Origin of the sequence: Pseudacidovorax sp. RU35E (assembly GCF_900156165.1) — a bacterium.
In the GTDB taxonomy this organism is placed as follows: domain Bacteria; phylum Pseudomonadota; class Gammaproteobacteria; order Burkholderiales; family Burkholderiaceae_C; genus Xenophilus.
This window is the reverse complement of record NZ_FTMY01000006.1, coordinates 1-24,293: the sequence shown is the minus strand read 5'-3', so window position 1 is coordinate 24,293 and position 24,293 is coordinate 1. Positions and strand designations below refer to the sequence as shown.

At 64.5% G+C, this 24,293-nt stretch carries 21 protein-coding genes and 2 tRNA genes; 16 read left to right on the top strand and 7 right to left on the bottom strand.

The features are described from left to right. Positions 1-234 precede the first annotated feature (234 nt). Both BXA03_RS11965 and greB read left to right on the top strand, forming a co-directional pair. A tRNA-Arg gene (locus BXA03_RS11965) sits at positions 235-311 on the top strand. An 84-nt stretch (positions 312-395) separates the two neighbouring features. Then, complete coding sequence (greB, locus tag BXA03_RS11960; protein ID WP_076507795.1) at positions 396-962, top strand: transcription elongation factor GreB; 567 nt, start codon at positions 396-398, stop codon at positions 960-962. 38 nt (positions 963-1,000) lie between these two features. Here greB and BXA03_RS11955 read toward each other — a convergent pair whose 3' ends face one another. The 4 genes from BXA03_RS11955 to BXA03_RS11940 form a co-directional block, all read right to left on the bottom strand. After that, positions 1,001-3,256, bottom strand: coding sequence for a RelA/SpoT family protein (locus BXA03_RS11955; protein ID WP_076507793.1), 2,256 nt, complete (start codon positions 3,254-3,256; stop codon positions 1,001-1,003). A 102-nt stretch (positions 3,257-3,358) separates the two neighbouring features. Beyond that, complete coding sequence (gene rpoZ / locus BXA03_RS11950) at positions 3,359-3,562, bottom strand: DNA-directed RNA polymerase subunit omega (protein WP_017758912.1); 204 nt, start codon at positions 3,560-3,562, stop codon at positions 3,359-3,361. Between the two features lie 22 nt (positions 3,563-3,584). Continuing rightward, positions 3,585-4,205 carry a guanylate kinase gene (gene gmk / locus BXA03_RS11945; protein ID WP_076507790.1) on the bottom strand — a complete coding sequence of 207 codons (621 nt, stop codon included), beginning with the start codon at positions 4,203-4,205 and terminating at the stop codon, positions 3,585-3,587. A gap of 5 nt (positions 4,206-4,210) precedes the next feature. Further along, positions 4,211-5,128, bottom strand: a complete 918-nt coding sequence (locus tag BXA03_RS11940; RefSeq protein ID WP_076507787.1) for a YicC/YloC family endoribonuclease — start codon at positions 5,126-5,128, stop codon at positions 4,211-4,213. 119 nt (positions 5,129-5,247) lie between these two features. On the opposite strand from BXA03_RS11940, the gene BXA03_RS11935 reads away from it, so the two are divergent. The 10 genes from BXA03_RS11935 (at position 5,248) to BXA03_RS11890 (ending at position 11,597) form a co-directional block, all read left to right on the top strand. Next, on the top strand, positions 5,248-6,261 hold the full coding sequence (locus tag BXA03_RS11935) for a serine/threonine protein kinase (RefSeq protein WP_076507785.1): 1,014 nt from the start codon (positions 5,248-5,250) through the stop codon (positions 6,259-6,261). Beyond that, positions 6,258-7,163, top strand: coding sequence for a PP2C family protein-serine/threonine phosphatase (locus tag BXA03_RS11930; RefSeq protein ID WP_076507782.1), 906 nt, complete (start codon positions 6,258-6,260; stop codon positions 7,161-7,163). The genes BXA03_RS11935 and BXA03_RS11930 overlap by 4 nt, the downstream gene beginning before the upstream one ends. Before the next feature lie 82 nt (positions 7,164-7,245). Continuing rightward, positions 7,246-7,977, top strand: a complete 732-nt coding sequence (gene rph / locus BXA03_RS11925) for a ribonuclease PH (RefSeq protein WP_076507779.1) — start codon at positions 7,246-7,248, stop codon at positions 7,975-7,977. Positions 7,978-8,004: 27 nt separating this feature from the next. Continuing rightward, positions 8,005-8,613: an RdgB/HAM1 family non-canonical purine NTP pyrophosphatase gene (rdgB, locus tag BXA03_RS11920; RefSeq protein ID WP_076507776.1), complete on the top strand. Its 609-nt coding sequence runs from the start codon at positions 8,005-8,007 to the stop codon at positions 8,611-8,613. Further along, the gene (gene hemW / locus BXA03_RS11915) at positions 8,610-9,869 is read left to right on the top strand and encodes a radical SAM family heme chaperone HemW (RefSeq protein ID WP_076507774.1); all 1,260 of its coding nucleotides are present in this window, start codon (positions 8,610-8,612) and stop codon (positions 9,867-9,869) included. The genes rdgB and hemW overlap by 4 nt, the downstream gene beginning before the upstream one ends. A gap of 98 nt (positions 9,870-9,967) precedes the next feature. Next, positions 9,968-10,055 (top strand) — tRNA-Ser (locus BXA03_RS11910). Continuing rightward, positions 10,028-10,336, top strand: a complete 309-nt coding sequence (locus BXA03_RS11905) for a hypothetical protein (protein WP_143476295.1) — start codon at positions 10,028-10,030, stop codon at positions 10,334-10,336. Before BXA03_RS11910 ends, BXA03_RS11905 begins: the two co-directional genes overlap by 28 nt. Before the next feature lie 28 nt (positions 10,337-10,364). Then, positions 10,365-10,691: a hypothetical protein gene (locus BXA03_RS11900; RefSeq protein WP_143476294.1), complete on the top strand. Its 327-nt coding sequence runs from the start codon at positions 10,365-10,367 to the stop codon at positions 10,689-10,691. Beyond that, the gene (locus BXA03_RS11895; protein WP_076507766.1) at positions 10,688-10,990 is read left to right on the top strand and encodes a hypothetical protein; all 303 of its coding nucleotides are present in this window, start codon (positions 10,688-10,690) and stop codon (positions 10,988-10,990) included. Before BXA03_RS11900 ends, BXA03_RS11895 begins: the two co-directional genes overlap by 4 nt. 13 nt (positions 10,991-11,003) lie before the next feature. Continuing rightward, the gene (locus tag BXA03_RS11890) at positions 11,004-11,597 is read left to right on the top strand and encodes a lysozyme (RefSeq protein ID WP_234983664.1); all 594 of its coding nucleotides are present in this window, start codon (positions 11,004-11,006) and stop codon (positions 11,595-11,597) included. Positions 11,598-12,458: 861 nt separating this feature from the next. Here BXA03_RS11890 and BXA03_RS11880 read toward each other — a convergent pair. From BXA03_RS11880 to BXA03_RS11870, 3 genes are all read right to left on the bottom strand, one after another. Beyond that, the gene (locus BXA03_RS11880) at positions 12,459-15,749 is read right to left on the bottom strand and encodes a DEAD/DEAH box helicase (RefSeq protein ID WP_076508507.1); all 3,291 of its coding nucleotides are present in this window, start codon (positions 15,747-15,749) and stop codon (positions 12,459-12,461) included. 18 nt (positions 15,750-15,767) lie between these two features. Beyond that, a complete protein-coding gene (locus BXA03_RS26555) occupies positions 15,768-16,475 on the bottom strand; it encodes a hypothetical protein (RefSeq protein ID WP_143476293.1) in 708 nt (235 codons plus the stop codon). Between the two features lie 1,765 nt (positions 16,476-18,240). Next, a complete protein-coding gene (locus BXA03_RS11870; RefSeq protein ID WP_083716042.1) occupies positions 18,241-19,029 on the bottom strand; it encodes an SDR family oxidoreductase in 789 nt (262 codons plus the stop codon). 175 nt (positions 19,030-19,204) lie between these two features. Here BXA03_RS11870 and BXA03_RS11865 point away from each other — a divergent pair, with 175 nt between their 5' ends. From BXA03_RS11865 to BXA03_RS11850, 4 genes are all read left to right on the top strand, one after another. After that, positions 19,205-20,086: a LysR family transcriptional regulator gene (locus BXA03_RS11865; protein WP_076507758.1), complete on the top strand. Its 882-nt coding sequence runs from the start codon at positions 19,205-19,207 to the stop codon at positions 20,084-20,086. Between the two features lie 108 nt (positions 20,087-20,194). Beyond that, positions 20,195-22,375, top strand: a complete 2,181-nt coding sequence (locus tag BXA03_RS11860; RefSeq protein ID WP_083716066.1) for a sensor histidine kinase — start codon at positions 20,195-20,197, stop codon at positions 22,373-22,375. Beyond that, a complete protein-coding gene (locus tag BXA03_RS11855; RefSeq protein WP_076507755.1) occupies positions 22,372-22,986 on the top strand; it encodes a response regulator transcription factor in 615 nt (204 codons plus the stop codon). The genes BXA03_RS11860 and BXA03_RS11855 overlap by 4 nt, the downstream gene beginning before the upstream one ends. A gap of 149 nt (positions 22,987-23,135) precedes the next feature. After that, positions 23,136-24,119, top strand: coding sequence for a tripartite tricarboxylate transporter substrate binding protein BugE (locus BXA03_RS11850; RefSeq protein WP_076507752.1), 984 nt, complete (start codon positions 23,136-23,138; stop codon positions 24,117-24,119). Positions 24,120-24,293 lie beyond the last annotated feature (174 nt).

The window sequence follows — 24,293 nt, the reverse complement described above, 5'->3', positions numbered from 1 at the left end:
GCCAACACCGAGCGAAGCCCCGAAAGGGGAACGTGTAGAGACTCGACGGGAAGGCCGAAAGGCAAGACAGAGTCCAGACCACGAACCGGAAACGGGCAGCGAAAGCTGAAGTGGTAGGCATAATCCTTTGGTCGCTGGTTCAAGCCCAGCACGGCCTACCAGGACGGAAGAAACGAAGAAAGTTTTGCTTAATAGTTGGCGCCACGATAATGTCGTGCTATACTAGAAAGCTCAGCGGCTGTAGCTCAGCTGGATAGAGTACTTGGCTACGAACCAAGGGGTCGTGGGTTCGATTCCTGCCAGCCGCACCATATTTCCCTATGGGGAACAACGGGTTAGCGCCACAAGCGCTAGCCCGTTTTTCTTTGTCCAAGAGCTTTTGAGGGATCTCGCGCATGAGCAAAGCCTTCACCAAGGAAAGCGACAACGGTGATGAGGACGACGAGGCCGGCGGCCTCCCGCCCTTGCCCCCAGGTGGCAAGAACTACATCACGCCGGCAGGTTACGAGCGCCTGCGTGCCGAACTGCTGTCATTGATGGATGTGGAGCGTCCCAAGGTGGTCGAAGCCGTCCACTGGGCCGCCAAGAATGGTGATCGCTCGGAAAACGGCGACTACCTGTACGGCAAGAAGCGCCTTCGAGAAATCGACCGGCGGATCCGCTTTCTCACCAAACGCCTGGAGATCGCCGAAGTGACCGATCCATCGGTCCACCACGGCAGCGACCAGGTGTTCTTTGGCGCCACCGTGACCTATGCGGACGAATCCGGCGAGGAGCACACGGTCACCATCCTGGGGATCGACGAGGCGGAGAGCGCAAAACGCCAGGTGAGCTGGATCGCGCCCATCTCGCGGACCTTGCTCAAGGCGCACGTGGGCGATGCGCTCAAGCTGGTGACACCCGGCGGGACGCAGGAGATCGAGGTGGTCGAGGTTGTGTACCCGGCTCCGGCTTCCCGCTGATCGGACCACAGCGGGCGGGCGACGGAGCGGAGGGGCGCTCAGGGCGCAGGCACGATCCGCCGCGCCGACAGCACGGACGGCGTACGCCGCGCGGCGCGCAGAACGGATTCGACATGGGCTGAATCGCGCACCGCGATGACGAAGCGCAGGTCGGTCGAATCCTGCTGGCTCTCGTCCGGCATTTCGACGTGGGTGATGTCGGCCTCGGCCCGGGCGAGGGTGGAGGCGACGCGCGCCAGCACACCCTTGTCGTTGCGCACGGTCACCAGGATGCCCGTCTCGAAACTGCGCACGGGCTCGTCGGCCCACTCCACGGCGAAGAATCGCTCGGCGTCCTTGTGGCGCAGTCGTTGACCGACGCCGCACGCGTCGGTGTGGACCACCAGACCTTCGCCGTGGCCAAGGTAGCCCACGATCGGATCACCGGGCACCGGCCGGCAGCACAGCGCAAACCGCACGGATGAGTTCTCGCTGCCGTCCAGCGTGACCGCACCCTGGGAGACGTTCTCATGCGCCGTGAAGCGCTCACGACTCATCAGCAGCGCATCGGGCTTCTCGCCACGCTCGGCCAGCAGTGTCATCAACCGCTTGGCCACGATGCTGGCCACCCGCTTGCCGAGACCGATGTCGGTCATCAGGTCCTCGCGGTTGCGGTTGCCGGTGAATCGCAGCAGCTTGTCCCAGATGGGCTGGTAGTCGGCCTCGCTGCCCGGCAGCTTGCGCACCCCCTCGGCCCGGAGCGCCTGGGAAAGCAGCTTTTCGCCGAGGCGCTCCGACTCGGCCTGGGCGAGAGTCTTGAGGTAGTTGCGGATCTTCGAGCGGGCTCGCCCGGTGCGCACAAAGCCCAGCCATGCCGGGTTGGGCGTGGAGACGGGTGCCGTGATCACCTCGACCACATCGCCGTTCTTGAGTTCGGTTCGCAGCGGAACCTGCTCGCCGTTGATGCGGGCGGCGGATGCATGGTGGCCGACGTTGGTATGGATGGCGTAGGCAAAGTCCACCACCGTGGCACCGCGTGGCAGTGCAAGGATCTCGCTGCGTGGCGTGAAGACGTAGACGGCGTCAGGGAACAGGTCGACCTTGACGTGTTCCCAGAATTCGCGCGCATCGCGGGTCTCGTCCTGGATGTCGACCAGCGACTGCAGCCACTTGGCGCTCACGCGCTCGCCCTGGTCCGCGTCGCCCGCGGCCTTGTACAGCCAGTGCGCAGCCACGCCCGATTCGGCAACGACATGCATCGCCTCGGTTCGCAGCTGGAACTCCACGTTCACGCCCGAAGGGCCGACCAACGTCGTGTGCAGCGACTGGTAGCCGTTGATCTTGGGGATCGCGATGTGGTCCTTGAACTTGCCCGGATGCGGCTTGTACAGCTGGTGCAGCACGCCCAGGCCCGTGTAGCAGGCAATGGTGCTCGGCACGACCAGCCGGAAGCCGTAGATGTCCGTGACCTGTGCAAAGCTCAGGTGCTTGTCGTCCATCTTGCGGTAGATGGAGTAGAGCGTCTTCTCGCGGCCGGCGATTCGCACCTGAAGGCCGGCGGCAGCAAACGCCGTCTCCACGTCGCGCTGGACCTTCTGGATGAGATCGCGCCGCCGGCTGCGGGCCTTGGAGACGGCTTTGGTGAGGATGGCGTAGCGCCAGGGCTTGAGGTGTCGGAACGACAGTTCCTGCAACTCGCGATAGGTCTGGTTCAGCCCGAGCCGATAGGCGATGGGGGCATAGATGTCCAGCGTCTCCCGCGCGATGCGGCCCCACTTGGCACGCGGTGCGTCGCTGAGGGTGCGCATGTTGTGCGTGCGGTCGGCCAGCTTGATGAGGATGACGCGCACGTCGCGCGCCATGGCCAGCAGCATCTTGCGGAAGGACTCGGCCTGGTTTTCCTCGCGCGTGTCGAACTGCAGCTTGTCGAGCTTGGTAAGCCCGTCCACCAGTTCCGCCACCGCCGAACCGAAGCGCTCGACCAGTTCGGGCTTGGTGACGCCGCAGTCTTCGATGGCGTCATGCAACAGCGCTGCCATCAGCGCCTGGGCGTCCAGCTTCCACTCGGCGCACTGCGCCGCCACCGCGATGGGGTGAGTGATGTAGGGCTCGCCGCTGTTGCGCAGTTGACCCAGATGCGCCTCGTCTGCGAAACGATAGGCGCGGCGCACCAGGTCCACGTCTTCCGCAGCCAGATAGTCCAACCGGGCCGTCAAGGCGGCGAAGCTGGCCGCAGCCGCATTCAGCGCCGCCGTGGGCGCTTTGCCGGGCGCGGGCAACGAACCGGAGGCGGAGGAGGGAAGGACCACACTCATGCGTCCGACTTTAGCCGCTGACGCGTCCTGCAGCGTCCGGGCGTAAAAAAAGCACCTCGAAAGGTGCTTGTTCTCGGCGAATGACGCTGAGAACGGTGGCGATCAGCCCGGAACCTTCTTCAGCATCTCGAGGCCGACCTTGCCGTCGGCGATCTCGCGCAGCGCAGTGACCGCAGGCTTGTTCTTGCTCTCGATCTTGGGCGCGTGGCCCTGGCTCAGCATGCGGGCGCGATAGGTCGCGGCCAGCACGAGTTGGAAGCGGTTGGGGATCTGCTGCAGGCAGTCTTCGACGGTGATGCGGGCCATGACGGTATGCCTTGGTGAAGTGTCAGGGAATATTCAATGCCGCGAAGGTGTCGGCACGTGCGCGACGCTGGGCCGAGTAGCGCAGCCTCTGCGCGTGAACGATCGCTTTGAGGTCGAAAAGCGCGCGCTCAAATAACTCGTTGATTATAACGTAGTCGAATTCGCGGGTTTGCGTCATCTCCTCGGCCGCATTCTGCAGGCGGAGCTCGATGACGTCGGGCGCGTCCTCGCCGCGGCGCTCCAGGCGGGAGCGCAGTTCTTCCCAACTGGGCGGCAGGATGAAGATCAGCACCGCGTTGGCGAACACCTTGCGCACCTGCAGCGCACCCTGGAAGTCGATCTCCAGAATGACATCCGCGCCCGAAGCGATGCGCTCTTCGACCGCGCGCTTTGAGGTGCCATAGCGGTGGCCGTGCACATTGGCCCACTCCAGGAAGGCCTCGGCCTGCACCATGGCGTCGAATTCCGCTGGCGATACGAAGAAATACTCTCGGCCGTGCTTTTCCTGCCCCCGCGGTGCTCGCGTGGTATGGGAGACCGACGGGTTCACGCCGGTGTCGAGTTCCCGCAGCGCCTTGACCAGGCTGGACTTGCCGGCACCGCTCGGGGCCGCAACGACGAAGAGGTTTCCGGGGTATTCCATGGCGCTCATTCGATGTTCTGGACCTGCTCGCGCATCTGCTCGATCAGCACCTTCATGTCGACGCCGATGCGGGTGAGCTCGAGTGCGGCCGACTTCGAGCCCAGCGTGTTGGCTTCGCGGTGCAGTTCCTGGATGAGGAAGTCGAGCCGCTTGCCGACCTCGCCGCCCTTGGTGAGCAACCGGTCGATCTCGTCGAGGTGGGCGCGCAGGCGGCCGAGTTCCTCGGCGACGTCGATGCGGATCGCAAAGGCCGTCGCTTCGGACAGCGCGCGGTCCTGGGCGGCTTCGGGCGTTGCGCTGCCGGTCGTGAGGCCCATGGCTTCTTGCCAGCGTTCGAGGAAGCGGGTGCGTTGCTGCTCGACCAGTTTGGGCACGAGTGGCTCTGCCTGCTCGGCCAGCGTGCGCAGCGCTTGCAGCCGCTCCTGCAGCAGTGCCACCAACCGCGCGCCTTCGCGTTCGCGCGCCGCGATCAGGTCGTCCACCACCGAGGTCGCCAGGGCGACCACGTCGAACTGCTCAGCCGACACCCCGCGACCGCCGTCGTTGCCCGCCAGGCGCAGGACATCGGCCACGCTCAGTTCGCGGGCCGTGGGCAGCCAGGCCCGCACGGCATCCTGAACACCATTGAGTCGCTGAAGAAGACGCACGGAGGGCTCGGCCAAGCTGGTGTCGGCACCGGTCTCGACGGAGCCGCGCATCTCGACCTTGCCGCGCTTGAGCCGGCGGGTGAGCAGTTCGCGCAGGGCCGGCTCGTGCTGGCGCAGCTCTTCGGGCAGCTTGAAGCTCAGGTCCAGGAAGCGGCTGTTGACGGCGCGCAGTTCCAGGCCCAGGCGCGGGCCCGGCCTTTCCTCGCCGGCCGAGGCATCGGGGGTTGACGCGCGGCTCTGCCCGCTGGCGTAACCGGTCATGCTGTAAACTGACATTGCACCTCGCTCTCGGCTCGTGTTCGTGTGACAAGCCCCGCAGAAGCGACGGGCCGGCGCCCTCTCTCATGTGGATCGACGGGCATGCCGCCTCCCCTCTTCGGGCGAAGCCTCCGATTATGTCAAAGGTCAAACCGTCGCCCCTGATGCCGGACACGGTGATCGGTGGCTACCGCGTCGTGCGCCGCATCTCCTCCGGAGGCTTCGGCGTCGTCTACCTGGCGGTGGACAAGGCCGGCCAGCAGGTCGCCATCAAGGAATACCTTCCTTCGTCGCTCGTCACGCGCGATGACGGCAGCCTCACGCCGCAGGTGCCGCCCGAAAAGCTGTCGCTCTACCGCCTGGGCCTCAAGAGCTTTTTCGAGGAAGGCCGCGCGCTCGCACAGATCGCCCACGCCTCGGTGGTGAGCGTGCTCAACTTCTTCCGCGAGAACGAGACCGTCTACATGGTGATGAACTACCTGGAGGGCGCGACGCTCCAGGACTTCGTCGTCACGGCCCGCGAACTCAAGCGCCCCAAGGTCCTGCGCGAGTCGACCATCCGCTCGCTGTTCGACGAGATCCTGCGCGGCCTGCGCGTGGTGCACCAGCACAAGATGCTGCACCTCGACATCAAGCCGGCCAACATCTTCATCACCGACGACGACCGTGCGGTGATGATCGACTTTGGCGCGGCGCGCGAGGTGCTTTCCAAGGAGGGCAACTTCGTGCGGCCGATGTACACGCCGGGCTTCGCTGCGCCCGAGATGTACCGGCGCGATTCCTCGATGGGTCCCTGGACCGACATCTACGCCGTGGGCGCCTGCGTGTATGCCTGCATGCACGGGTATCCGCCGCTCGATGCGCCGCAGCGGCTCGAAAAGGACCGTCTGGGCCTTTCGCTCACGCGGCTGCGTGGCGTGTACTCCGACGATCTGATCGAGGTCGTGGAGTGGTGCATGGCGCTCGACCCGCTGTCGCGCCCGCAATCCGTCTTCGCGCTGCAGAAGGAACTGGGGCGCGAGGGCGAGCGCCGCTACACCAAGCTCTCCGTGGCCGAACGCATGCGCCTGTCGATCGACAACATGCGCACGCCCGAACGCAAGCCGGTGGCCAAGGCGGGCGCGCCGACCACCCGTCCGGCCGCATCATGAAGTTCTCCGTCTTCCAGGTCAGCCGCAAGGGCGGGCGCCTCAAGAACGAGGACCGCATGGGCTACTGCTACACCCGCGAGTCCGCGCTGTTCGTGCTGGCCGACGGCATGGGCGGTCATCCGGAAGGCGAGGTGGCGGCGCAGATCGCGCTGCAGGCCGTGGCCGCCATGTTCCAGCGCGACGCGCGGCCGGTGCTCAAGGACGTGCGCGCCTTTCTGGTGGCAGCCGTGATGGCCGCGCACCAGCAGATCATGCGCTATGCCGGCGGCAAGGCCATGCTCGACACGCCGCGCACCACCATCGTGGTGGGCGTGCTCCAGCAAGGCTGCGCCACCTGGATCCACTGCGGCGATTCGCGGCTGTATGTGGTGCGCGACCACCGGTTGCTGGTGCGCACGCGTGACCATTCCAATGCCGAGCGACCGCGCGCCACGGACGGCGTCGATGCGCCGGTCAATCGCAACATCCTGCAGACCTGTCTGGGCTCGCCGGTACCGCCGCTGTTCGATCTGTCGGAGCCGCTTCCGCTGCAGCAGGGGGATCGGCTGATGCTCTGCTCGGACGGCCTGTGGGGCGTCGTCGAGGACGCGCTGCTGGTGCGTACCCTGTCCGCGCGGCCGGTTGCGGACGCGGCTCCCGAACTGGTCGAGATGGCCCTGCGTCGCGGTGGCAGCCATTCCGACAACGTCACCTTGATCGCCGTGGAGTGGGAGACGCCGGACGCCCCCGGCTCCGAGCCCGGCGTCTCCACCGACAGCATCGGTCCCGATGTCTTCGCCTCCAGCATCCAGGCCGGAATGCCGGGCGAGGAAGACCACGACGAACTCGACGAGGCCGCCATCGAGCGCTCCATCGCCGAGATCAACGAGGCCATACGGCGCTCCGCCGCCCGCAAGAACTGATCCGCGCGAGGTGCTGCCTGGCGCGCGTTCGTGCCCGCAGGTCGTCGCTTCGCTTTCTACGTATTCGATCCAGAGAACCCTCATGAGCTCCTTCACTCGCAGCAGCGGCCGTGCCGCCGACCAGCTTCGTCCCGTGCGCATCACGCGCGGCTTCACCATCCATGCCGAAGGCTCAGTGCTGATCGAATTCGGCGAGACCCGCGTGCTGTGCACTGCCTCCGTCGAAGAGAAGGTGCCGCCGCACAAGAAGGGCAGCGGCGAAGGCTGGGTCACGGCCGAATACGGCATGCTGCCCCGCGCCACCCACACCCGTGGCAGCCGCGAAGCCGCCAAGGGCAAGCAGAGTGGGCGCACGCAGGAGATCCAGCGCCTCATCGGCCGTTCGATGCGCGCCGTGTTCGACCTGGCCGCTCTGGGCGAGCGCACGATCTACCTCGACTGCGACGTGCTGCAGGCCGACGGCGGCACCCGCACGGCGGCCATCACGGGCGCCTTCGTGGCGGCGCACGACGCCGTCGCCAAGCTCATCGCTGCCGGCACGCTGGCCGCGTCGCCCATCCGCAGCCATGTGGCCGCCATCTCGGTCGGCATCGTGCAGGGCACGCCGCTGCTGGACCTGGAATACGTCGAAGATTCCGCCTGCGACACCGACATGAACGTTGTCATGACCGGCGCCGGCCACTTCGTGGAAGTGCAGGGCACGGCCGAAGGTGCCGCCTTCAGCCGCGAAGAAATGAACCAGCTGCTGGCGCTGGCCGACAAGGGCATCGCCGAGCTGGTGCAGCTGCAGAAGCAGGCCCTGCAGATCGCTTGAGTGGGCGCGAGCACGGAGAGCGCATCCATGAAACTGGTTCTCGCATCCAACAACGCGGGCAAGCTGGCCGAGCTGCAGCAGCTCTTCGGCACGCTGGGCCTGACGCTCGTGCGCCAGTCGGAGCTGGGCGTAGGCGAGGCGGAAGAACCCTTCCGCACCTTCGTCGAAAACGCGCTGGCCAAGGCCCGCCATGCCAGCGCGGCCACCGCCCTGCCCGCCATCGCCGACGACGCCGGCCTGTGCGTGGATGCCTTCGGCGGCCTGCCGGGCGTGGACACGGCCTACTACGCCACGCAGTTCGGCTACGAGAAGGGCGACGCCAACAACGTGAAGGCGCTGCTGGCGCAGCTGCGCGGCGAATCCAATCGCCGCGCCGCGCTGGTCAGCACGCTGGTCGCGCTGCGCCATGCCGAGGACCCCGAGCCGCTGGTGGCCGTGGGCCGCGCCGTCGGCGAGATCACCACCGAGCCCGTGGGCGAACATGGCTTCGGCTTCGACCCGGTGATGTTCCTGCCGCAGTTCGGCAAGACCTTCGCGCAATTGCCGCCCGAGGTGAAGAACGCCCACAGCCACCGCGGCCAGGCCGCGCGCGCCATGCTGGCCCTGATGCGCGAACGCTGGGGCCTGGGCGGATGAGCAGCATCCCGATCCAGCCCGCCGTGGCCGTCGCGCCGCAGGCCAACGACGTGCTGCACATGATGCGGCCCGGCCCGTTGCAGCTGGCCGCATCGCCACCGCTGTCGCTCTACATCCACCTGCCGTGGTGCCTGCGCAAGTGCCCCTACTGCGACTTCAACTCGCACGAATGGCGCGGCGAGGGCGATGACGCCGCGGTGCCCGAGCAGCGCTACATCGACGCCCTGATCGCCGACCTCGACGCTGCCCTCCCGCTGGTGTGGGGCCGCACCGTGCACACCATCTTCATGGGCGGCGGCACGCCCAGCCTGTTCGCGCCCGAGAGCATCGACCGGCTGCTCGGCGCCGTGCGTGCCCGCCTGCGCCTGGAGCCCGGCTGCGAGATCACGCTGGAGGCCAACCCCGGCACCTTCGAGCGCGACCGCTTCCGCGCCTACCGCGCCGCCGGCGTCACGCGGCTGTCGGTCGGCGTGCAGAGCTTCGACGATGCGCACCTGAAGGCGCTGGGCCGCGTGCACGACCGCCGCCAGGCCATCGCCGCCGTCGAAGAAGCCGCCCAGGCCTTCGAGACCTTCAACCTCGACCTGATGTACGCCCTGCCCGGGCAGACGCTGCAGGGCCTGGAGGCCGAGCTGGACCAGGCCCTGGCCCTCGCGCCGCCGCACCTGTCGATCTACCACCTGACCATCGAGCCCAACACCTTCTTTGCCAAGCACCCGCCCGCGTTGCCCGAGGACGACATCGCCTACGCCATGCTCGACCGCATCACCGAGCGCACGGCGGCTGCGGGCCTGGCGCGCTACGAGGTGTCGGCCTATGCCAGGCAGGGCCACAGCTGCACGCACAACCTCAATTACTGGCAGTTCGGCGACTACCTGGGCCTGGGCGCGGGCGCGCACGGCAAGCTGAGCTTTGCCCACCGCATCGTGCGGCAGGTGCGCGTGCGCGATCCGCAGCGCTACATGGCGCAGGCCCTGGCCGGCCAGGCCGTGGCGCAGAGCGACGACGTGGCGCTGGCCGACCTGCCTTTCGAGTTCATGCTGAACGCACTGCGCCTGAAGGAAGGCTTCACGCTGGCCCAGTTTGGCGAGCGAACCGGCCTGGCCATCAGCGCCATTCGCCGTCCGCTTGAAGAGGCCGAGGCCCGCGGCCTGCTGGCGCGCGACCTGCACCGCGTGTGGCCGACCGAGCGGGGCATGGATTTTCTGAGCGACCTGCAGGCGATGTTCCTGCCCGAAGGCGACCGGGCGGACTGACGCCGCCGCCGCCGCGGAAGGGCGCGGCGGTGCCCTTACACTTGCGGCCGCATTTCGCCTTCGGGTGCCGCACGGCATCGCCGCAGAAGGCCGACCCAGGAAGCGTGGCAGAGTGGTCGATTGCACCGGTCTTGAAAACCGGCGACGGGCGACCGTCCGTGAGTTCGAATCTCACCGCTTCCGCCAGGGCTTTGCGCGAGCCCTCATCGAGGGCACCGGCGCCTGTCACCCATTTCGTCATCAGCCAATACACCATCGTGGTGGACGGCACCAAGAGCCAGGCCGTGCTGCAGGGCTTCGTGAGCGCGGACGCGCGCGCCGCCGGCCGCAAGCCCCTGGCCCATCGTGCCGTCGACCTCGTGGGCACGCCCGAAGGCGACACGCTGCAATGGCTCTACACGGCGCTGATCGCCAAGCCCGACGGCGAGCTGGCCGGCGCCGCCGCCGTCTTCGAGGAAGCGACCTAAGCCCATGCCTCCGGAACCGACCTCGAACGTGGTCGCCAGCATCGCCGCGAGCGCCTCGACGCTCGCCATGGCGATGCTCGGTGTCGACTATTACGCCCTCATTTGGGGGCTCATTGGGGCGCTGCTGGCCCTGTATCAGGCCGAGCGCATGGGGCGCGTGCGCTCCCTCGTCTTCGTGGCTCTGTCGACGCTGGTGGGCGCGGCCTGCGGTACGGCCGCAACCGAGTTCATCGGCAGCTCGCGGCCGGTGCTCATCGTGCTGTCGCTGATCGCCGGATTCGGCGCGCAGGTGCTCGTGACAACGCTCCTGCGTGCGTTGCTGAGCCACGTCGGCAAGCTGGAGAGCAAGACATGACGACAGCCATCGAACTGGGCGGCCTCATCGCCGCATGTGCTGTGCTCATCGGCTGCGTCGTGCGCGTGGACCTTCTGCGCGCGGGTGAACACCGCGTGAGCGTCTTCGGCGTCTATCTGCTGTGGGCGGTCTTCGCCTTCGGCGTGGTGCTGGGCCTGCTGCGCGGCGAGGACCTCGATTGGTACGACGTGGCGGCGCTCGCCGGCATGCTCATGCACCTGGCTCTGTCTCGCAAGAACTGGCGAGGCTGCGCGCCGCGGGAAGCGAAGGTGCGCGACGTGAGGGGGCAGCATGGATAGTGCCGTCGAAGTGATGCGCGCGGGCCCGGCCTGCCACGCGCTGAATCACCATTACGAGGCGTGCAAGCTGCTGGCCTACCCGGACCCGGCTTCGCCGCTCTTTGCCGCGCTGCGCCGCGCGGGCTTCGACCCGTACAACATGCCCGCGATCCCGACGCCGTTCGCCAAGCTGAGCGGCGCACCTTGGACCATCGGATGGAGTGACACACTGGACGTGCGCGTCGGCCGGGTCATCACGCAGTCTGAGGCAGACGTGCGCTATGCGCGGCGCCTCGCGCGCGACTTCGAGCCTCCCGCGCGCGAGGCCGTGCATGTGCCGGTGTCGCAGTGCCAGTGGGACGCCATCGTTTCGACGGTCTACAACACCGGGCCAGGCGGGCGAGGGCGGGACGGCATCCTCTACTTGGCCGATGGCCGGCCGAGCACCTTTCTGCGCAAGCTCAATGCCGGCGACTACGCGGGCGCAGCGGATGAGCTGCCGAAATGGGTGAGGGCGGGAGGACAGGTGTTCAAGGGGCTGCAGCGGCGCCGGCATGCGACGCGGCTCGTGTTCCTGGGCTGGCCAGTGCGCAAGGCCATCGAGGCCGGCGAGGCGGCGTTTCGATGACCGCGGCCATGCAGGCGCTTGCCGTTGCGCTGGTGCTGAGCGTGGCCGGACGGCAATGCCGGGCTCGGCTGGGCCTGGCTGCACACGCGGGGTGCCGTCGCGCGCACGACGGGCGAGTGGAACACCGCACGGGCGGACGCTTCAGCCTGCAACGACGGAGCTGCCGATCTTCGCAACCTAGCAGACCAGCGCGATCGGCTCGCGAATGCCACATCTGCAGAGCGGCGACCGCAACAGGAGGCTATGGCGCAACTAATTCTGTCGACGCCGGCCGTAGTGCCAGGCAACCTCTGCGGGAGCGCTCAGGCGCGCGTTGACAGCTGGAGGCGGGGGCGCGCTGCACCGCGAGGCGAACGGTGCTCCTCTGTCTAATTGCGGCCCTGCTGGCGGGATGCCTGGCCGGCCCGCTGTTGCACTTCAATGTGCCAGTGCCCATCGAGTGCCGCGCGCGATAGCCCGATCCGCCAACCATGCCCACTAAATCTTTACTGCGGGGCTCCGACGTTGACAGATTGGTCGCAAGTCGAGTTGCGCCCGCTAGAAAGATCTGAGGGTGAATAGCACGCCTTGCGAATGTACAGGGAGGACAAATGTGATTTGAGCCGCCACTCAAATTCGGTGCGAACTATTTCGTTCGACGAAGACCTAGTTATTCGTGCATCTCCACATATGTTTGCTTTGGGGACGCTGAAGTGCAAAATTATCAGCCTGTCGACGTTCCGTTTTGGGCCACGAGTCCGACGGGGTTGTTATTTGATGATTTTTCCAGTAGTCGTCATGGACCTCCAGGTGACCTAATAGCTCAGGTTAATCGATAAATCTCGCCGAATGGAAGATTGCGGCGTTTCTGCTGAAATGGATTTAGGGGGTGCGCCACGTCGTCCAGCCCTCCTTGACTCGGTTTCGCAACGTCTTCCAGTCCTCATCAGGCTTCGCAGCGTCAGTCCAAAACTCGCAGACATCCCAAGTTTCGTGTGCTGCGATCCGCGCTCCTGACCTGCCGATGATTTGATACAGGGCGAGCTTCTCCAGTGAGTCTAGGCCGTCGCGAACACATCCGCTCAGGCGTTCGAGGGTTATCCATGATTTGCCAATTGCTTCGCTGGAACGGCGGACTAATTCGGGAAGTGAGGCTACATAAGCTAAATCCGGGAGAACACGGAGCACGAAATCCCGACTGTTCTCGCACTTATTCAGCTTTTTCAGAGAGGGGTCAAACACCTTCTCCATTTCCGTATACGGCTTCCCCGCCATCCATGCTTCGAGAAGTGGTAAAAGCCTCGGAATGGCAAATGCCCCTCGTTCATCCGGCGCTGATAGCACGGAAAATCTATTCCCGAACAGCGTTTCAAGACCTTCTTGGCGAGTCATCTCAATAAAGGCCTTCGGCTCGGTCTTAAGCCAGTCGAACAGCCATCGGATCCACCCGTTTACGGAAGTGTCACTTGGCGGAGATTTAAGGTGCTCTTCCAACGAACGCAGTGTGGAAGGATGAATGCCGAACTTCGCCGCCAGCACATCTGCCCAGTCGGAATCTTCATCTGGATCGGCAAGATTCTTCTTAGCCGAAATTGCAGCGGCTATACGCGACCCAATCCATTCCTTGTCTCCAGACATCAATTTTAGGTATGCATTGAATGTCCGATTCAACATGGCGCGGGACTTCATTTCTGTAACCTCATCCGACTCTCCAACGGGAAGACGTCGAAGCAAATATTCAGCAGCCGCATGGCTCTCTCCATGCAAGTGTATAGAGTCAAGAATCGGCGCAAGGGGATCTTCAATCGCAAGGCATTGGTCAGATTGAGAAAAAATTTCTTTAAGGTTAGTCCAGTGTTGATGGATGCTGCCGATAGAATCGTCAAAGAAGACAACTTTACTGGGAATGACAAGAACGAATCCATATGAACTCTCTCCCGCTCTGCCTGCTCTACCTGCTGCATTTAGAAGTTCGTGCGCCTGTAGGCGTTCAAGTTGGTTGTTTGCAGCGTCAAAGCGACTGTCCCCGGCAATTAGAACAATCTGACTGGGCAAATTCATTCCCTGTGCAAGGGTTGAAGTAGCAGCTAAAATATGGATGCCGTCTTTACGACGATACAGCGACTCATGTAGGTGCCTCTCAGCCGGTAGGAGCCGTGCGTGATGTGGTAGCGCCGACGAAGTCACTTCCTTCTTTGACGTTATTTCAATATACAGGCAGTCTGCACTTCCAATCTCTTGTAACGCAATGTCTAAGAATTGAGATTCCTCGGCTGTTAATTGAATTATATTTGCTCCAAGCCGCGCCCTGGCGTATTCGGCGGTGCTGTTTGCGTTAACTGTCGTTTGGCAGAAAATAAGGGTCTTTAGCACCCGAGACGAACTCCCATCGACTGCCGCAGAGCTAATGGCCGCCGCAACATTATTCGCATTTGGCGTTAGCTTCCAGTACGGACTTAGGCCCAACTGCACCGGCTTTTCGAGCAATGGAAGCAGCGCATAATCAACTCGGTTCGTGGTGTCCCATGTTTGCTTAAGGCCAAAAAAACCTTGCGGTCGCGCCAGCATTTGCCGTCTTGCTTTTTGTGAAGGTGCGTTGGTAGAAGCGGCCTTTTTTAGTGATTTCGCGAGGGCTTTCATATCGTCGACCTCTGAACGTGGATACACAAGGCAGCCTCGCACTTGTCGAGTAGGTTTCCAACTCATTGACAGTGCGAGACAGGGCCGTTTCATGATGCTTTCCAGCCATCCTGCTATTTGAGTTGCGTTGCTCATCATGGCTGAAAGCATGAGCATGTCTGCCTTTGGTGCCAGATCGACCGCATTGAGCACGCAGAGCATAGAATCCACGGCCCGCTTTCCCCGCTCAGTGTCGATAGCATGAAGTAGGTGGCACTCGTCAAAGACGATGAGGCCAACGTTCTCAAACAGTCTCGGTTCAAACCCCATTAGAGCGAGGCATCTTTCGGGTGTCATGACGGTGATCGGCGGAAGGCGGACGGATTCGAAGCCGAATGGGTCGTCGCTTGCGTACTCGCGCTCGACGGCCGCCTCAGGGAATGCCGCGTCTAAAACGCGAGCCGTTTGGTCCACGAGCGAAAGCGTCGGAGCCAGAAAGACAACATCTAAGTGTTTGCTGAGCGTCGCGAGTATTTTAAGTTCGGACAGGGTTGACTTCCCAGCGCCGGTTGGAAAGCTTATTGCAGCGGATTTCCCGAGGTCCAAATATCCACTGCGGATGGCGTCGAGGTGGTTCGGCCAGAGGTATGGGCGACGGCGTGAGATGTGGCGAACGCCGCGGCTCCATCGCGCAGGATCGCTGCCATCTGGTGGAGAAAGCTTAGCGACACTTGTTTCTGGGAAGTCACCAGCCAGAATCTTAAGCAACACTGCTAGATGTCGCGGCCCAGCGAAGATGCGGACGATTGGTTGATGTTGAAACGGACTGCTGACCGCTCGGCTGCATAGCGCTTCCGCTCTCGCGAATTTCCCACCGCTGCTTGCGTCCTCATTTCCCAGCATCTCGGCAGCCAACGACGCAAGACCGTTGTAAATCAGGTGGTACAGCGCATCAACTGCGCGCTCTATGCTTGGACGCCGATCATCGGCGCCACTTGTGAATTCTGATTGTGGCTGGATGTTCGCTAGATCTCCGGTAGCAAGTTGCCGGATAGCGGCTAATAGCGGCGACCGATAAGGATTCCACTGAGAATGGTCTTCTTCAATCTCTCTGGCCATTTCCGCGGCGTCTGCACTAGCGCCAGCAATCATGAACAAAACTGTCGCAGAAATTTCAGGCGATATGTAGTCGACGTCTAGGCGTGAGGTAACCTTGGCGCCACCGATGCGTTCCGCCTGCAGGAGAACATAGTGCGCAGTCCCGGCGACAAATGCCGCAGAGCGGCGGTCATCGCGTGAAGGGCTGACAGAAATAATTGCCTCTTGGGTGCTTGCAAGCTCTCTTAAAAACTTTATCTCTTTATTGACTATTTCAAGGGTCTCGACTCGCGACTCGCTTATTTGATCAGCTTGCGAGGGTATATCACGCAGCCGCATACGTGCCGCTATGATGGTCGTGTATATTCGAGTGAATTCTTTAGAGAGTTGATTATTGTCTAGCCCATCGAGGGTTGGGGCGTGCCGAATCAGCTCCTCTGTTGAAGGGTCAAACATCGCGAGGCACTCCTTAACTTATAGCTCAGCTACTTGGGCAATTGCTTTCTTGGCTAGGTTCGCCATCCACGGTCTAAGGTCCTTAACCACGAAAAGTTCCGCCTTTCGCCGGTCGATGCCACCTTGCACCGTAGTCTCGAAATCTTTGAATAGGCTCTTTCGCGAATTTGGCGTGCTTTTACTTGATGTGATGCTAATGCGGTAGCGCCTAGTTGTATTCCATGAGATCTTGCTAACAGCTGCACTCGGGTTCGGGACCTGCGCTGCCGCCAGAATCCCTGAAGCCTGTTGAGTCAGCCTGCTGACTCCATGCCCTAACTCGAATTTTAAGAGCTCTGGCCAGACGTCGTCCCGGATGGTGTCTCGGGGATTTTCAGTCGCTTTGTCCTCAAAAATTATCGCTGCAACGACGTTCTGGGATTCATCAAGCAGTATTTCGAGGCCATCTAGGCCCTTGTCTGCGTGCATGAGATGGGGAAGCGCAATTAGTGCGCCAGGCCTATCCACATTAGCCGCTAGCCACGACATAACTTGAAACATCCACCCATCTCGATGCCAAGGATCGGCACCCTTTTGAGTCAAAAGGTCAACAGCCTCGGATTTCGCTGCTTCGTTCGTGGGTAAAGCAGAGCCTGGGTCTACTGAGTGAAGAATTTCAGCGACATGAAGCGCTTGGCCAATTGCTACCCACCCAATCCATTTCGCGAGGGCGTCTTCGTCGGGCACCTCCCAAGTATTGCCGGTCCATAGCGAGTCGGTCTGTCCGAACGGAGTTAGATGGATAGGCACTACATCTCCTCGACCCTTCGTGGGTCCTTGCACCAGTCTACAGCGTACCGGGACAAGCCCGCGGGTTGGAGGCGCGCCGAAATGCGGACGTCGGTGAACGTTGCTAACTCGTGCGTAGGAGGTGAGCTCGCTCTAAGTGGGGCACACAATGCAGTCGAAGTAAGGTCATCGTCGGGCTTGCACATCGCCGGAGACAAGGTCGCATATGACGGGGGAAGATTGCAGAAGCATGGTTTCCGCCGGCTTCGCGGGAGTTTCGCCACTCATTTCGGTCCGCACCATTCATGCTCATCAGCGGTCGCAGACTAGCCGCGAGATCCTTGAGCAGACGATGCGGTCGCTTAGCTGGCTTAGGACGCTTTAACTGACAGCGGCGAATGTATCTCCGCCTCGGGCGACTAGCCTTGATTTCGTCACCACTGCGCTCCACATCGCAAGCTGAGAAGCGCTTGAGCCGCGAACTCTTGCAGCTGAAGTGTTTTTCCGCGGCCGCACCTAAAGATGGCGGCATAGAAAAGAGGTCCATAGTCGTGGTACGTGCTTTCGGGAAATGCGTACCGGACAAGGATGACCCCAATGATAGTGTTAACGTTGTGCGCCTACTACGAGAGCTCAAGCTGCGGGACTGCCGACCCGGCCTACGGTCTACCTTGGTCGCGGCGTCGCGGGTGCTTAGCCGCCGGAAGCTCTCAAGAGCACCCGAAAGCTCAGGGACTTCGATCCGCAGGATGAAGCTTTGGCAGTAGTTGCGAGTCCAGATAGTCACGTTCTGGCGGCCGTGGACCAACGCTAGGCGCTCGGCCCGACGCAAGCCTCGTCAGGGTCGGAAATCTCATGCGCTTAATGGCACACCATAACCGCCACCTGTAAGGGGCCCGCCATCGCGCATTGCTCCGGTGGCTCTAGGTCTCATGGAAAGTAGGTCAGTCACTTTGAAGATTTGACGCTAAGGGAGACGCAAGTCTAAATAGGCGTGTAGGCATGGTGAAGTCCATGGTATCGAAATCCTAAGTGCATGATTTGTAGACGTCGATGAATCTCACCGCTTCCGCCAGAATTCGTTTAAGACCTATCGGGCAAGGTAGTAAGTAGGTCGAGTTGACCACAAAACGGTCTCACACTGGGCGAAGCCGCAAGTTTGCAGTTGTCCTCAAGCAGGAGGAGCCTCGACCGAGGCACTCTTCGCGAACCAACACCAGCTTAGAACGCCTCTTAGTACTGTTCTCCGCAGCGCATACGTGATCCGTACAACTCCTAGAGCCGGCAGGTAAACGACCGCTTCGGCGTGCGAGGACGACCTTGAATTCGGCGGTGGAAGCTGGTCCCTACCCGTGGCCAACTAAGCTGGCTCCAACTGCCGAATCAGTTCCAGATCAACAGGATTCCGCATAAGACTGTGATGGTTTGAACATGGGCTCAACTTAGCGGCCCACACCCACCCGGTCAACGTAGCGGAAGTCCCTAAGCTGAGTCCTACAGGTAGGTAGACGCAGCCGGCCGTGAGTGGACATCGGCAGTCAGCAATTGATGCCCTGCCGGGAGTGCCCCTTCTCTCTTGGTGAGCCATCCATCTCGCTGAACCGGCGAGACGGCGCACGAGTAGGGGCAACAACACCGAAGCCCGTGTGCGCCATCGGAAGTCTGTTTCGGAAGGGGGGGAATGCCAAGACAGTTTGGCTTTGGCTTCGCCCCCGTTGCGCTTTCAACCGACGCTCGGCACCAGGTTCTCGCCGCCCGCCACCTCCACCACCGTGCCGGTGACGTAAGGGTTGGTCATGAGGAAGAGCGCCGCATGGCCGATGTCCCGCGGCTGGCCCACGCGCCGCGCGGGAAAGTTCCGCGCCACGGCTTGGCGCAAGCCCTGGCGCTGTGCTTCGGGCAGGAAGCCCCACATGTCGGTGTCGACGAAGCCGGGACGGATCGTGTTCACGCGCAGCGGCGCCAGCTCCAGCGCGAGCGAGGCGGACAGGGCCTCCACGGCGGCGAATGCCGACGTGACCGCGGTGAAGCCGATCTTGGGTCGCACGGCCATGCCACCTGTCAGGAAGGTGATGGAGCCGTTCGGTCGGATGTGCGGTGCACCGTGCCGGGCACAGGCCCAGCTGCCGAGGAACTTGCCTTCCACATAGGCGCGCACGCCGCGCATGTCCGCGTCCTGGAACGCGCCCCAGCTGCCGATGTCCGGCGCGGCGGTGACCACGAGGTGGTCGAAGGCGCCGATGCCGTCGAAGGCGCCGCTCACCGCGGATTCATCGCTCATGTCGAGCCTGACTTGGCGGTAGCCGGCCAGGTCGGGCCGTTCGTCGGGCGTGGCGATGCGGCGGCTGGCCACGACGACCGTGGCGCCGGCGGCACGTGCGGCCTGCGCGATGCCCAGGCCGATGCCTGTCTTGCCGCCGACGACGACCACGGTCTTGCCGGCCAGGTTCAGGGATGGGCCGGAGGCATCGGCAAAGGCTTCGTTGGAGAGGGCGTCGGGGCGGGAGGTCATGGTGATTCCTTGGAGGGTCGATCGGAGTGCGGGGCACCGACGGGGCGGACGCTGTGTATTGCAGAGGCCGTCGCGCATCGATGAATCGACTTTAATTTCCGCTCTACGTGCTGATAATCCCGTCATGAAGCACATCGTCTATTCTTAGAACGAATCAATGAGCCGGAGAGGGGCCGTGGATAGATTCCAGGAACTGAGTGCCTTCATCGCCGTCGTGGAGGCCGGTGGCTTTTCCGCCGCCGCCCGCCGCATGGGCGGCTCGCAGTCGATGGCCAGCAAGTCGGTCAGCGCGCTCGAGCAGCGCCTGGGCGTCAAGCTGCTCAACCGCAGCACGCGCAGCGTGGCGCTCACCCCGGCGGGGCGCCGCTACTACGAGCGGAGCAAGCCGATCCTCGAAGAGATGCAGCAGGCCGACGAGGAACTCGCCGGCAGCGTCCACGAGATCGCCGGCCCGGTGCGCATCGCAGCGCCTTCCACCTTCGGGCGGCTGCATGTGCTGCCGCTGCTGCCGCGCCTGCTGACGCTGCACCCGAAGATCCAGCTGGACGTGCGTCTCTCCGACCGGACCGAAGACCTGATTGCCGAAGGCGTCGACCTGGCGATCCGCGTCAGCCCCGTCTACCACGCGGATTCGGTGGTGCGGAAAGTGGCCAGCACTTCGCTGGTGTGCGCCGGCTCTCGCGCGTACTTCGAGCGCCACGGCACGCCGCGGCATCCGCAGGAGCTGACCCAGCACAACTGCCTGGTCTACGACGGCGCCACCGATTGGGCCTTCAGCGGCCCGGCCGGGCCGATCACTGTGCGCGTGGGCGGCAACCTCGCCTCCAACACGGTCGAGACCATCCTCGCCGGAGTGCGCGCAGGACTGGGCATCGGCATGTTCCACGGAGCGTCGCTGACCGACAGCCCGGAGGATGCGGAGGTCATCACCGTCCTCGACGAGTTCGTCGGGGAGAGCCGCGCGTTGGCCTTGGTGTGGCCCAGTCGCCGGTTCATCTCGGCGACCGTGCGGCAGGTGACCGACTTCTTCGCGGAAGAGCTGGCGCGGCGCATCTGACGGCCAGCAATGGCCCAGGACGAGGCGGAGTCAGCCCGCGATTCCTGCGTCCTCTCGTTGGCCTCCGACGCCCCAGCCTGCTCGAAGAGAATGGCCGGCCTATCGCCCATGCCACCTGCCGTCGCTGCGCCCAACCCCGGGGCTTCCATCTCCGCCGCGAGATTCCACTGGCCGCGCTTCGCGGTCTGGACCGCGCTGCTTGGACTCTCGCTGCTGGTCGTCGCCCTGGCCGGCCAATGGGCCGCCGACCGCGCCGCCCGCAACCAGGCCGACGAAATCCGCCGCGCGGCGGAGGTGCAGCTCTCAGGCCTGCGCGATGCCACCGGCCGCTACCGGCACCTGCCCTTCACCGCCGCCCTGCATCCCGTGGTGCTGGCACTGCTGAATGCGCCTGGGCAGGCCGCACTCGGCCAGAGCGCCAACCGCTACCTGGAAGAACTCAACCGCCTGGCCGGCTCCGATGTGCTCTACCTCATCGACGCGCGCGGGGTCACGCTGGCCGCCAGCAACTGGGCGGCGCCGCACAGCTTCGTCGGCCATAACTATGCCAACCGGCCGTACTTCACCGAGGCGCTGGCGGGCCGCAGCGGGCGCTTCTACGGGGTGGGGCAGACCACCGGCGAGCCGGGGCTGTTCATGTCGGCACCGGTGCGCGGCGATGGCGATCAGGTGCTCGGCGTCGTGACGGTCAAGGTGAGCCTGCGCCAGCTGCAGGACTCCTGGCGACTGGCCAAGGATCCGATCCTGCTGACCGACACGCGCGGCATCGTCTTCCTCAGCTCCGTGCCTCAGTGGCTCTACCACGCCACGCGGCCGGTGGATGCCGAGGGGCTGGCTCAGGTGCGGCGCGATCAGCAGTACGGCCCGCGCGCCAGCTTTCCGCAACTGCCGTGGAAGGTGACGCCGGACGGCGACCGACCCGGCATGCTGGTCCGGACGCAGATCGACGGTCAGGCCCGCCACTTCCTGGCGGTGAGCGAGCCGGTGGAAGACCTGCCGTGGATGCTCACCGTGATGGCCGACCACGACCAGGTGCTGCGCACGCGCGAAAGCGCCTGGATGGTCGCCCTGCTGTGCCTGAGCCTGCTGCTGCTGGCCGGCCTGTACTGGCGCCTGCGCGAGCGGCGCTTTGCCGAGCAGCGGGACGCGCGCCGCGAGCTGGAGTTGCGCGTCAAGGAGCGCACCCAGGCCCTGGGCGAGGCGAATGCCTTCCGCAAGGCCATGGAGGACGCACTGCCCGTGGGCATGCGCGCGCGTGATGTGGAAGGCCGCATCACCTACGTCAACCCGGCCTTCTGCCGCATGACCGGCTTCGAGGCCGGCGAGTTGCTGGGCCGGCTGCCGCCCTATCCGTACTGGCATCCCGACGAGGTGACGCGCCACTGGCACCATTACGAGGCCATGATGAGCGGCCAGCCCTCGCAGTCCGGTCACGAGTCGCGGCTGCGGCACAAGGACGGGCACGACGTCATCACCATGGTCTACACCTCGCCGCTGATCGATGCCGAGGGCCGGCACGCGGGCTGGATGAGCTCGGTGGTCGACGTGACCGAGCAGCGGCGCGCCGAGCTGCTGCAGCGGCAGAACGAGGCCCAGCTGCAGCACGCCCAACGCCTGGCCAGTCTGGGCGAGATGGCCTCCACGCTGGCCCATGAGCTGAACCAGCCGCTGATGGCGCTCAGCAGCTTCGCGAGCGCGGCCAAGGCCTTCGCGCAGCGCGGCGACGGCGCGCTGCTGGCTCAGAGCCTGGACGACACCATCGCCCAGGCCCAGCGCAGCGCCGAGATCGTGCGGCGCATCCGCGGCTTCGTGCGCCAGCGCACGGCCGGCGCCGAGGACTGCGCCGTCGCCACGCTGGTGGCGCAGGCGCTGGCCCTGCTGCGCGGCGAGCTGCGTGAAGGCCAGGTGGTGCCCGAGGTGCGCATCCCCGACGACCTGCCCCTGCTGCGCGGCGACCGCGTGCTGCTGGAGCAGGTGCTGCTCAACCTCGTCTCCAACAGCCTGCATGCCATGCGCGGCGTGCCGCCCGCCGAACGCCGGCTCGAGATCGACGCCGAGCGGCGCGAAGGCGGCATCCAGCTGCGCGTGGCCGACCGGGGCACCGGCATCGACCCGGCCATCGCCGACCAGGTGTTCGCGCCCTTCTTCACCACGCGGGCAGGCGGGCTCGGCCTGGGGCTGAACATCTGCCGCACCATCGTCGAGGCCCACCGCGGTCGCCTCACCTTTGCCGGGCGCGAAGGCGGCGGCACCGTCTTCACGCTCGAACTGCCCATCGCCCCACCATGACCCTGCCCGCCAACAACCTGTGCGTCGTCGACGACGACGAGGCCGTGCGCCGCTCGCTGGGCCTGCTGCTGCTGTCGCGTGGCTATGCCGTGCGCACCTTCGAGAGCGGTGAGGACTTCCTGGCCGGGGCCGACTTGCAGCATCCGGGCTGCGTGATCCTCGACCTGCGGCTGGGCGGCATGAGCGGGCTGCAGGTCTTCGACGCGCTGCGCGAGCGGGGCAGCGCGCTGGAGGTGCTCTTCCTCTCCGGCCACGGCGACATTCCCATGGCGGTGGAAGCGGTGCAGAACGGCGCCCTGGGCTGGCTCGAAAAGCCCTGCAACGACGAGCGCCTGCTGGCCGCGGTCGCCAAGGCGCTGGAGAAGGCCCAGGCTGGGGCCGAGCGCCGCCAGACGCTGCACGCGGCCCAGGCGCTGTGGCAGAAGCTCACGCCGCGCGAGATGCAGGTGGCGCGGCTCGTGGCCGAAGGCAAGCCCAACAAGGAGATCGCGCAGGAACTCGCGCCGGTGGAGCTGCGCACCATCGAGACCCACCGCGCGCATGTCTTCGCCAAGCTGGGCGTGGCCAACAGCCACGGGCTGTATCGCTTCCTGCGCGAGCACGGCCTTTAGAACTGCGCGTGTTGGATTGGGGATAACCCCTGCGTAGCGCCACGGAGGCCGCCGGCCCGCGGCTACGGACGACGCCGCGTCGCCGCCGCGCCACACTGCCGGCCGGCCCGCAACGAGGCCGCTCCCGATCACGACTAAAGGAAACAACCATGCAACGCAGTCCCTGGAAGGCATTGGCGGGTGGCGCCGTGCTCGCCGCCCTCGTTGCGGCGCCCGCCGCATTCGCGCAAGGCTATCCCGAGCGGCCGATCGAGCTGCAGGTGCCCTTCGCACCCGGCGGCACCACCGACATCGTGGGCCGCGTCATCGCCGATCCGTTGGGCAAGATCCTGGGCCACCCGGTGGTGGTCACCAACAAGGCCGGCGGCGGCGGCGCGGTGGGTGCGCTGGAGACCGCGCGCTCCGCGCCGGACGGCTACAAGCTGGGCGTGGCCACCGTGTCCAGCACGGCCGCCAATCCGGCGATCAACCCCAAGACGCCGTACAACCCGCTGACGGACTTCACGCCCATCATCAACATCGCGGCCACGCCCAACGTCATCGCCGTGAACCCCAGCTTTCCGGCCAAGGACTATGCAGGCTTCATCGCCGAGCTGAAGAAGAACCCGGGCAAGTATTCGTACGGCACCTCCGGCACGGGCGGCATCGGCCACCTGCTGATGGAGCTGTACAAGAGCGTGACCGGCACCTTCATCACCCACATTCCCTACCGCGGCGCCGGTCCGGCCCTCAATGACGTGGTGGCGGGTCAGGTGCCCATGATCTTCGACAACCTGCCCTCGGCGCTGCCCTTCATCAAGGCCGGCAAGCTGGTGCCCATCGTGGTGGCCGCCCCGCAGCGGCTGAAGGAGCTGCCCAACGTGCCCACCTTCAAGGAAGTGGGCCTGGAGCCGGTGAACCGTATGGCCTACTACGGCATCCTGGGCCCCAAGGGCCTGCCGAAGGAGGTGGTCGACAAGATCAGTGCCGGCACCAAGAAGGCGCTGGAAGACCCGGCGGTGCGCAAGCGCATCGAGGACACCGGCTCGATCATCGTGGCCAACACACCCGAGCAGTTCGCCGAACAGATCAAGGCCGAGTACGCGGTCTACAAGGACGTGGTGCAGAAGCAGAAGCTGACGCTCGACAACTAAGTAGATCGTCGGTCCGTGCCGGGCGGGTTTCCTTTCGACGGCGGGGCGGCCTGCCCTCGCGGGGCCGAGCCCGGGCTGCGGGGCTAGACGTCCAGCACCAGCCGTTTGCCGGTGCAGCGGGAGACGCAGATCATCATGGTCTTGCCCGACTGCCGCTCGATCTTGGTGAGGATG

Bases quoted from the DNA above. Each gene is read 5' to 3' on its own strand.
- greB (WP_076507795.1), top strand. From the start codon at position 396: ATGAGCAAAGCCTTCACCAAGGAAAGCGACAACGGTGATGAGGACGAC.
- BXA03_RS11955 (WP_076507793.1), bottom strand. From the start codon at position 3,256: ATGAGTGTGGTCCTTCCCTCCTCCGCCTCCGGTTCGTTGCCCGCGCCC.
- rpoZ (WP_017758912.1), bottom strand. From the start codon at position 3,562: ATGGCCCGCATCACCGTCGAAGACTGCCTGCAGCAGATCCCCAACCGC.
- gmk (WP_076507790.1), bottom strand. From the start codon at position 4,205: ATGGAATACCCCGGAAACCTCTTCGTCGTTGCGGCCCCGAGCGGTGCC.
- BXA03_RS11940 (WP_076507787.1), bottom strand. From the start codon at position 5,128: ATGTCAGTTTACAGCATGACCGGTTACGCCAGCGGGCAGAGCCGCGCG.
- BXA03_RS11935 (WP_076507785.1), top strand. From the start codon at position 5,248: ATGTCAAAGGTCAAACCGTCGCCCCTGATGCCGGACACGGTGATCGGT.
- BXA03_RS11930 (WP_076507782.1), top strand. From the start codon at position 6,258: ATGAAGTTCTCCGTCTTCCAGGTCAGCCGCAAGGGCGGGCGCCTCAAG.
- rph (WP_076507779.1), top strand. From the start codon at position 7,246: ATGAGCTCCTTCACTCGCAGCAGCGGCCGTGCCGCCGACCAGCTTCGT.
- rdgB (WP_076507776.1), top strand. From the start codon at position 8,005: ATGAAACTGGTTCTCGCATCCAACAACGCGGGCAAGCTGGCCGAGCTG.
- hemW (WP_076507774.1), top strand. From the start codon at position 8,610: ATGAGCAGCATCCCGATCCAGCCCGCCGTGGCCGTCGCGCCGCAGGCC.
- BXA03_RS11895 (WP_076507766.1), top strand. From the start codon at position 10,688: ATGACGACAGCCATCGAACTGGGCGGCCTCATCGCCGCATGTGCTGTG.
- BXA03_RS11890 (WP_234983664.1), top strand. From the start codon at position 11,004: ATGCGCGCGGGCCCGGCCTGCCACGCGCTGAATCACCATTACGAGGCG.
- BXA03_RS11880 (WP_076508507.1), bottom strand. From the start codon at position 15,749: ATGTTTGACCCTTCAACAGAGGAGCTGATTCGGCACGCCCCAACCCTC.
- BXA03_RS11870 (WP_083716042.1), bottom strand. From the start codon at position 19,029: ATGACCTCCCGCCCCGACGCCCTCTCCAACGAAGCCTTTGCCGATGCC.
- BXA03_RS11860 (WP_083716066.1), top strand. From the start codon at position 20,195: ATGCCACCTGCCGTCGCTGCGCCCAACCCCGGGGCTTCCATCTCCGCC.
- BXA03_RS11855 (WP_076507755.1), top strand. From the start codon at position 22,372: ATGACCCTGCCCGCCAACAACCTGTGCGTCGTCGACGACGACGAGGCC.
- BXA03_RS11850 (WP_076507752.1), top strand. From the start codon at position 23,136: ATGCAACGCAGTCCCTGGAAGGCATTGGCGGGTGGCGCCGTGCTCGCC.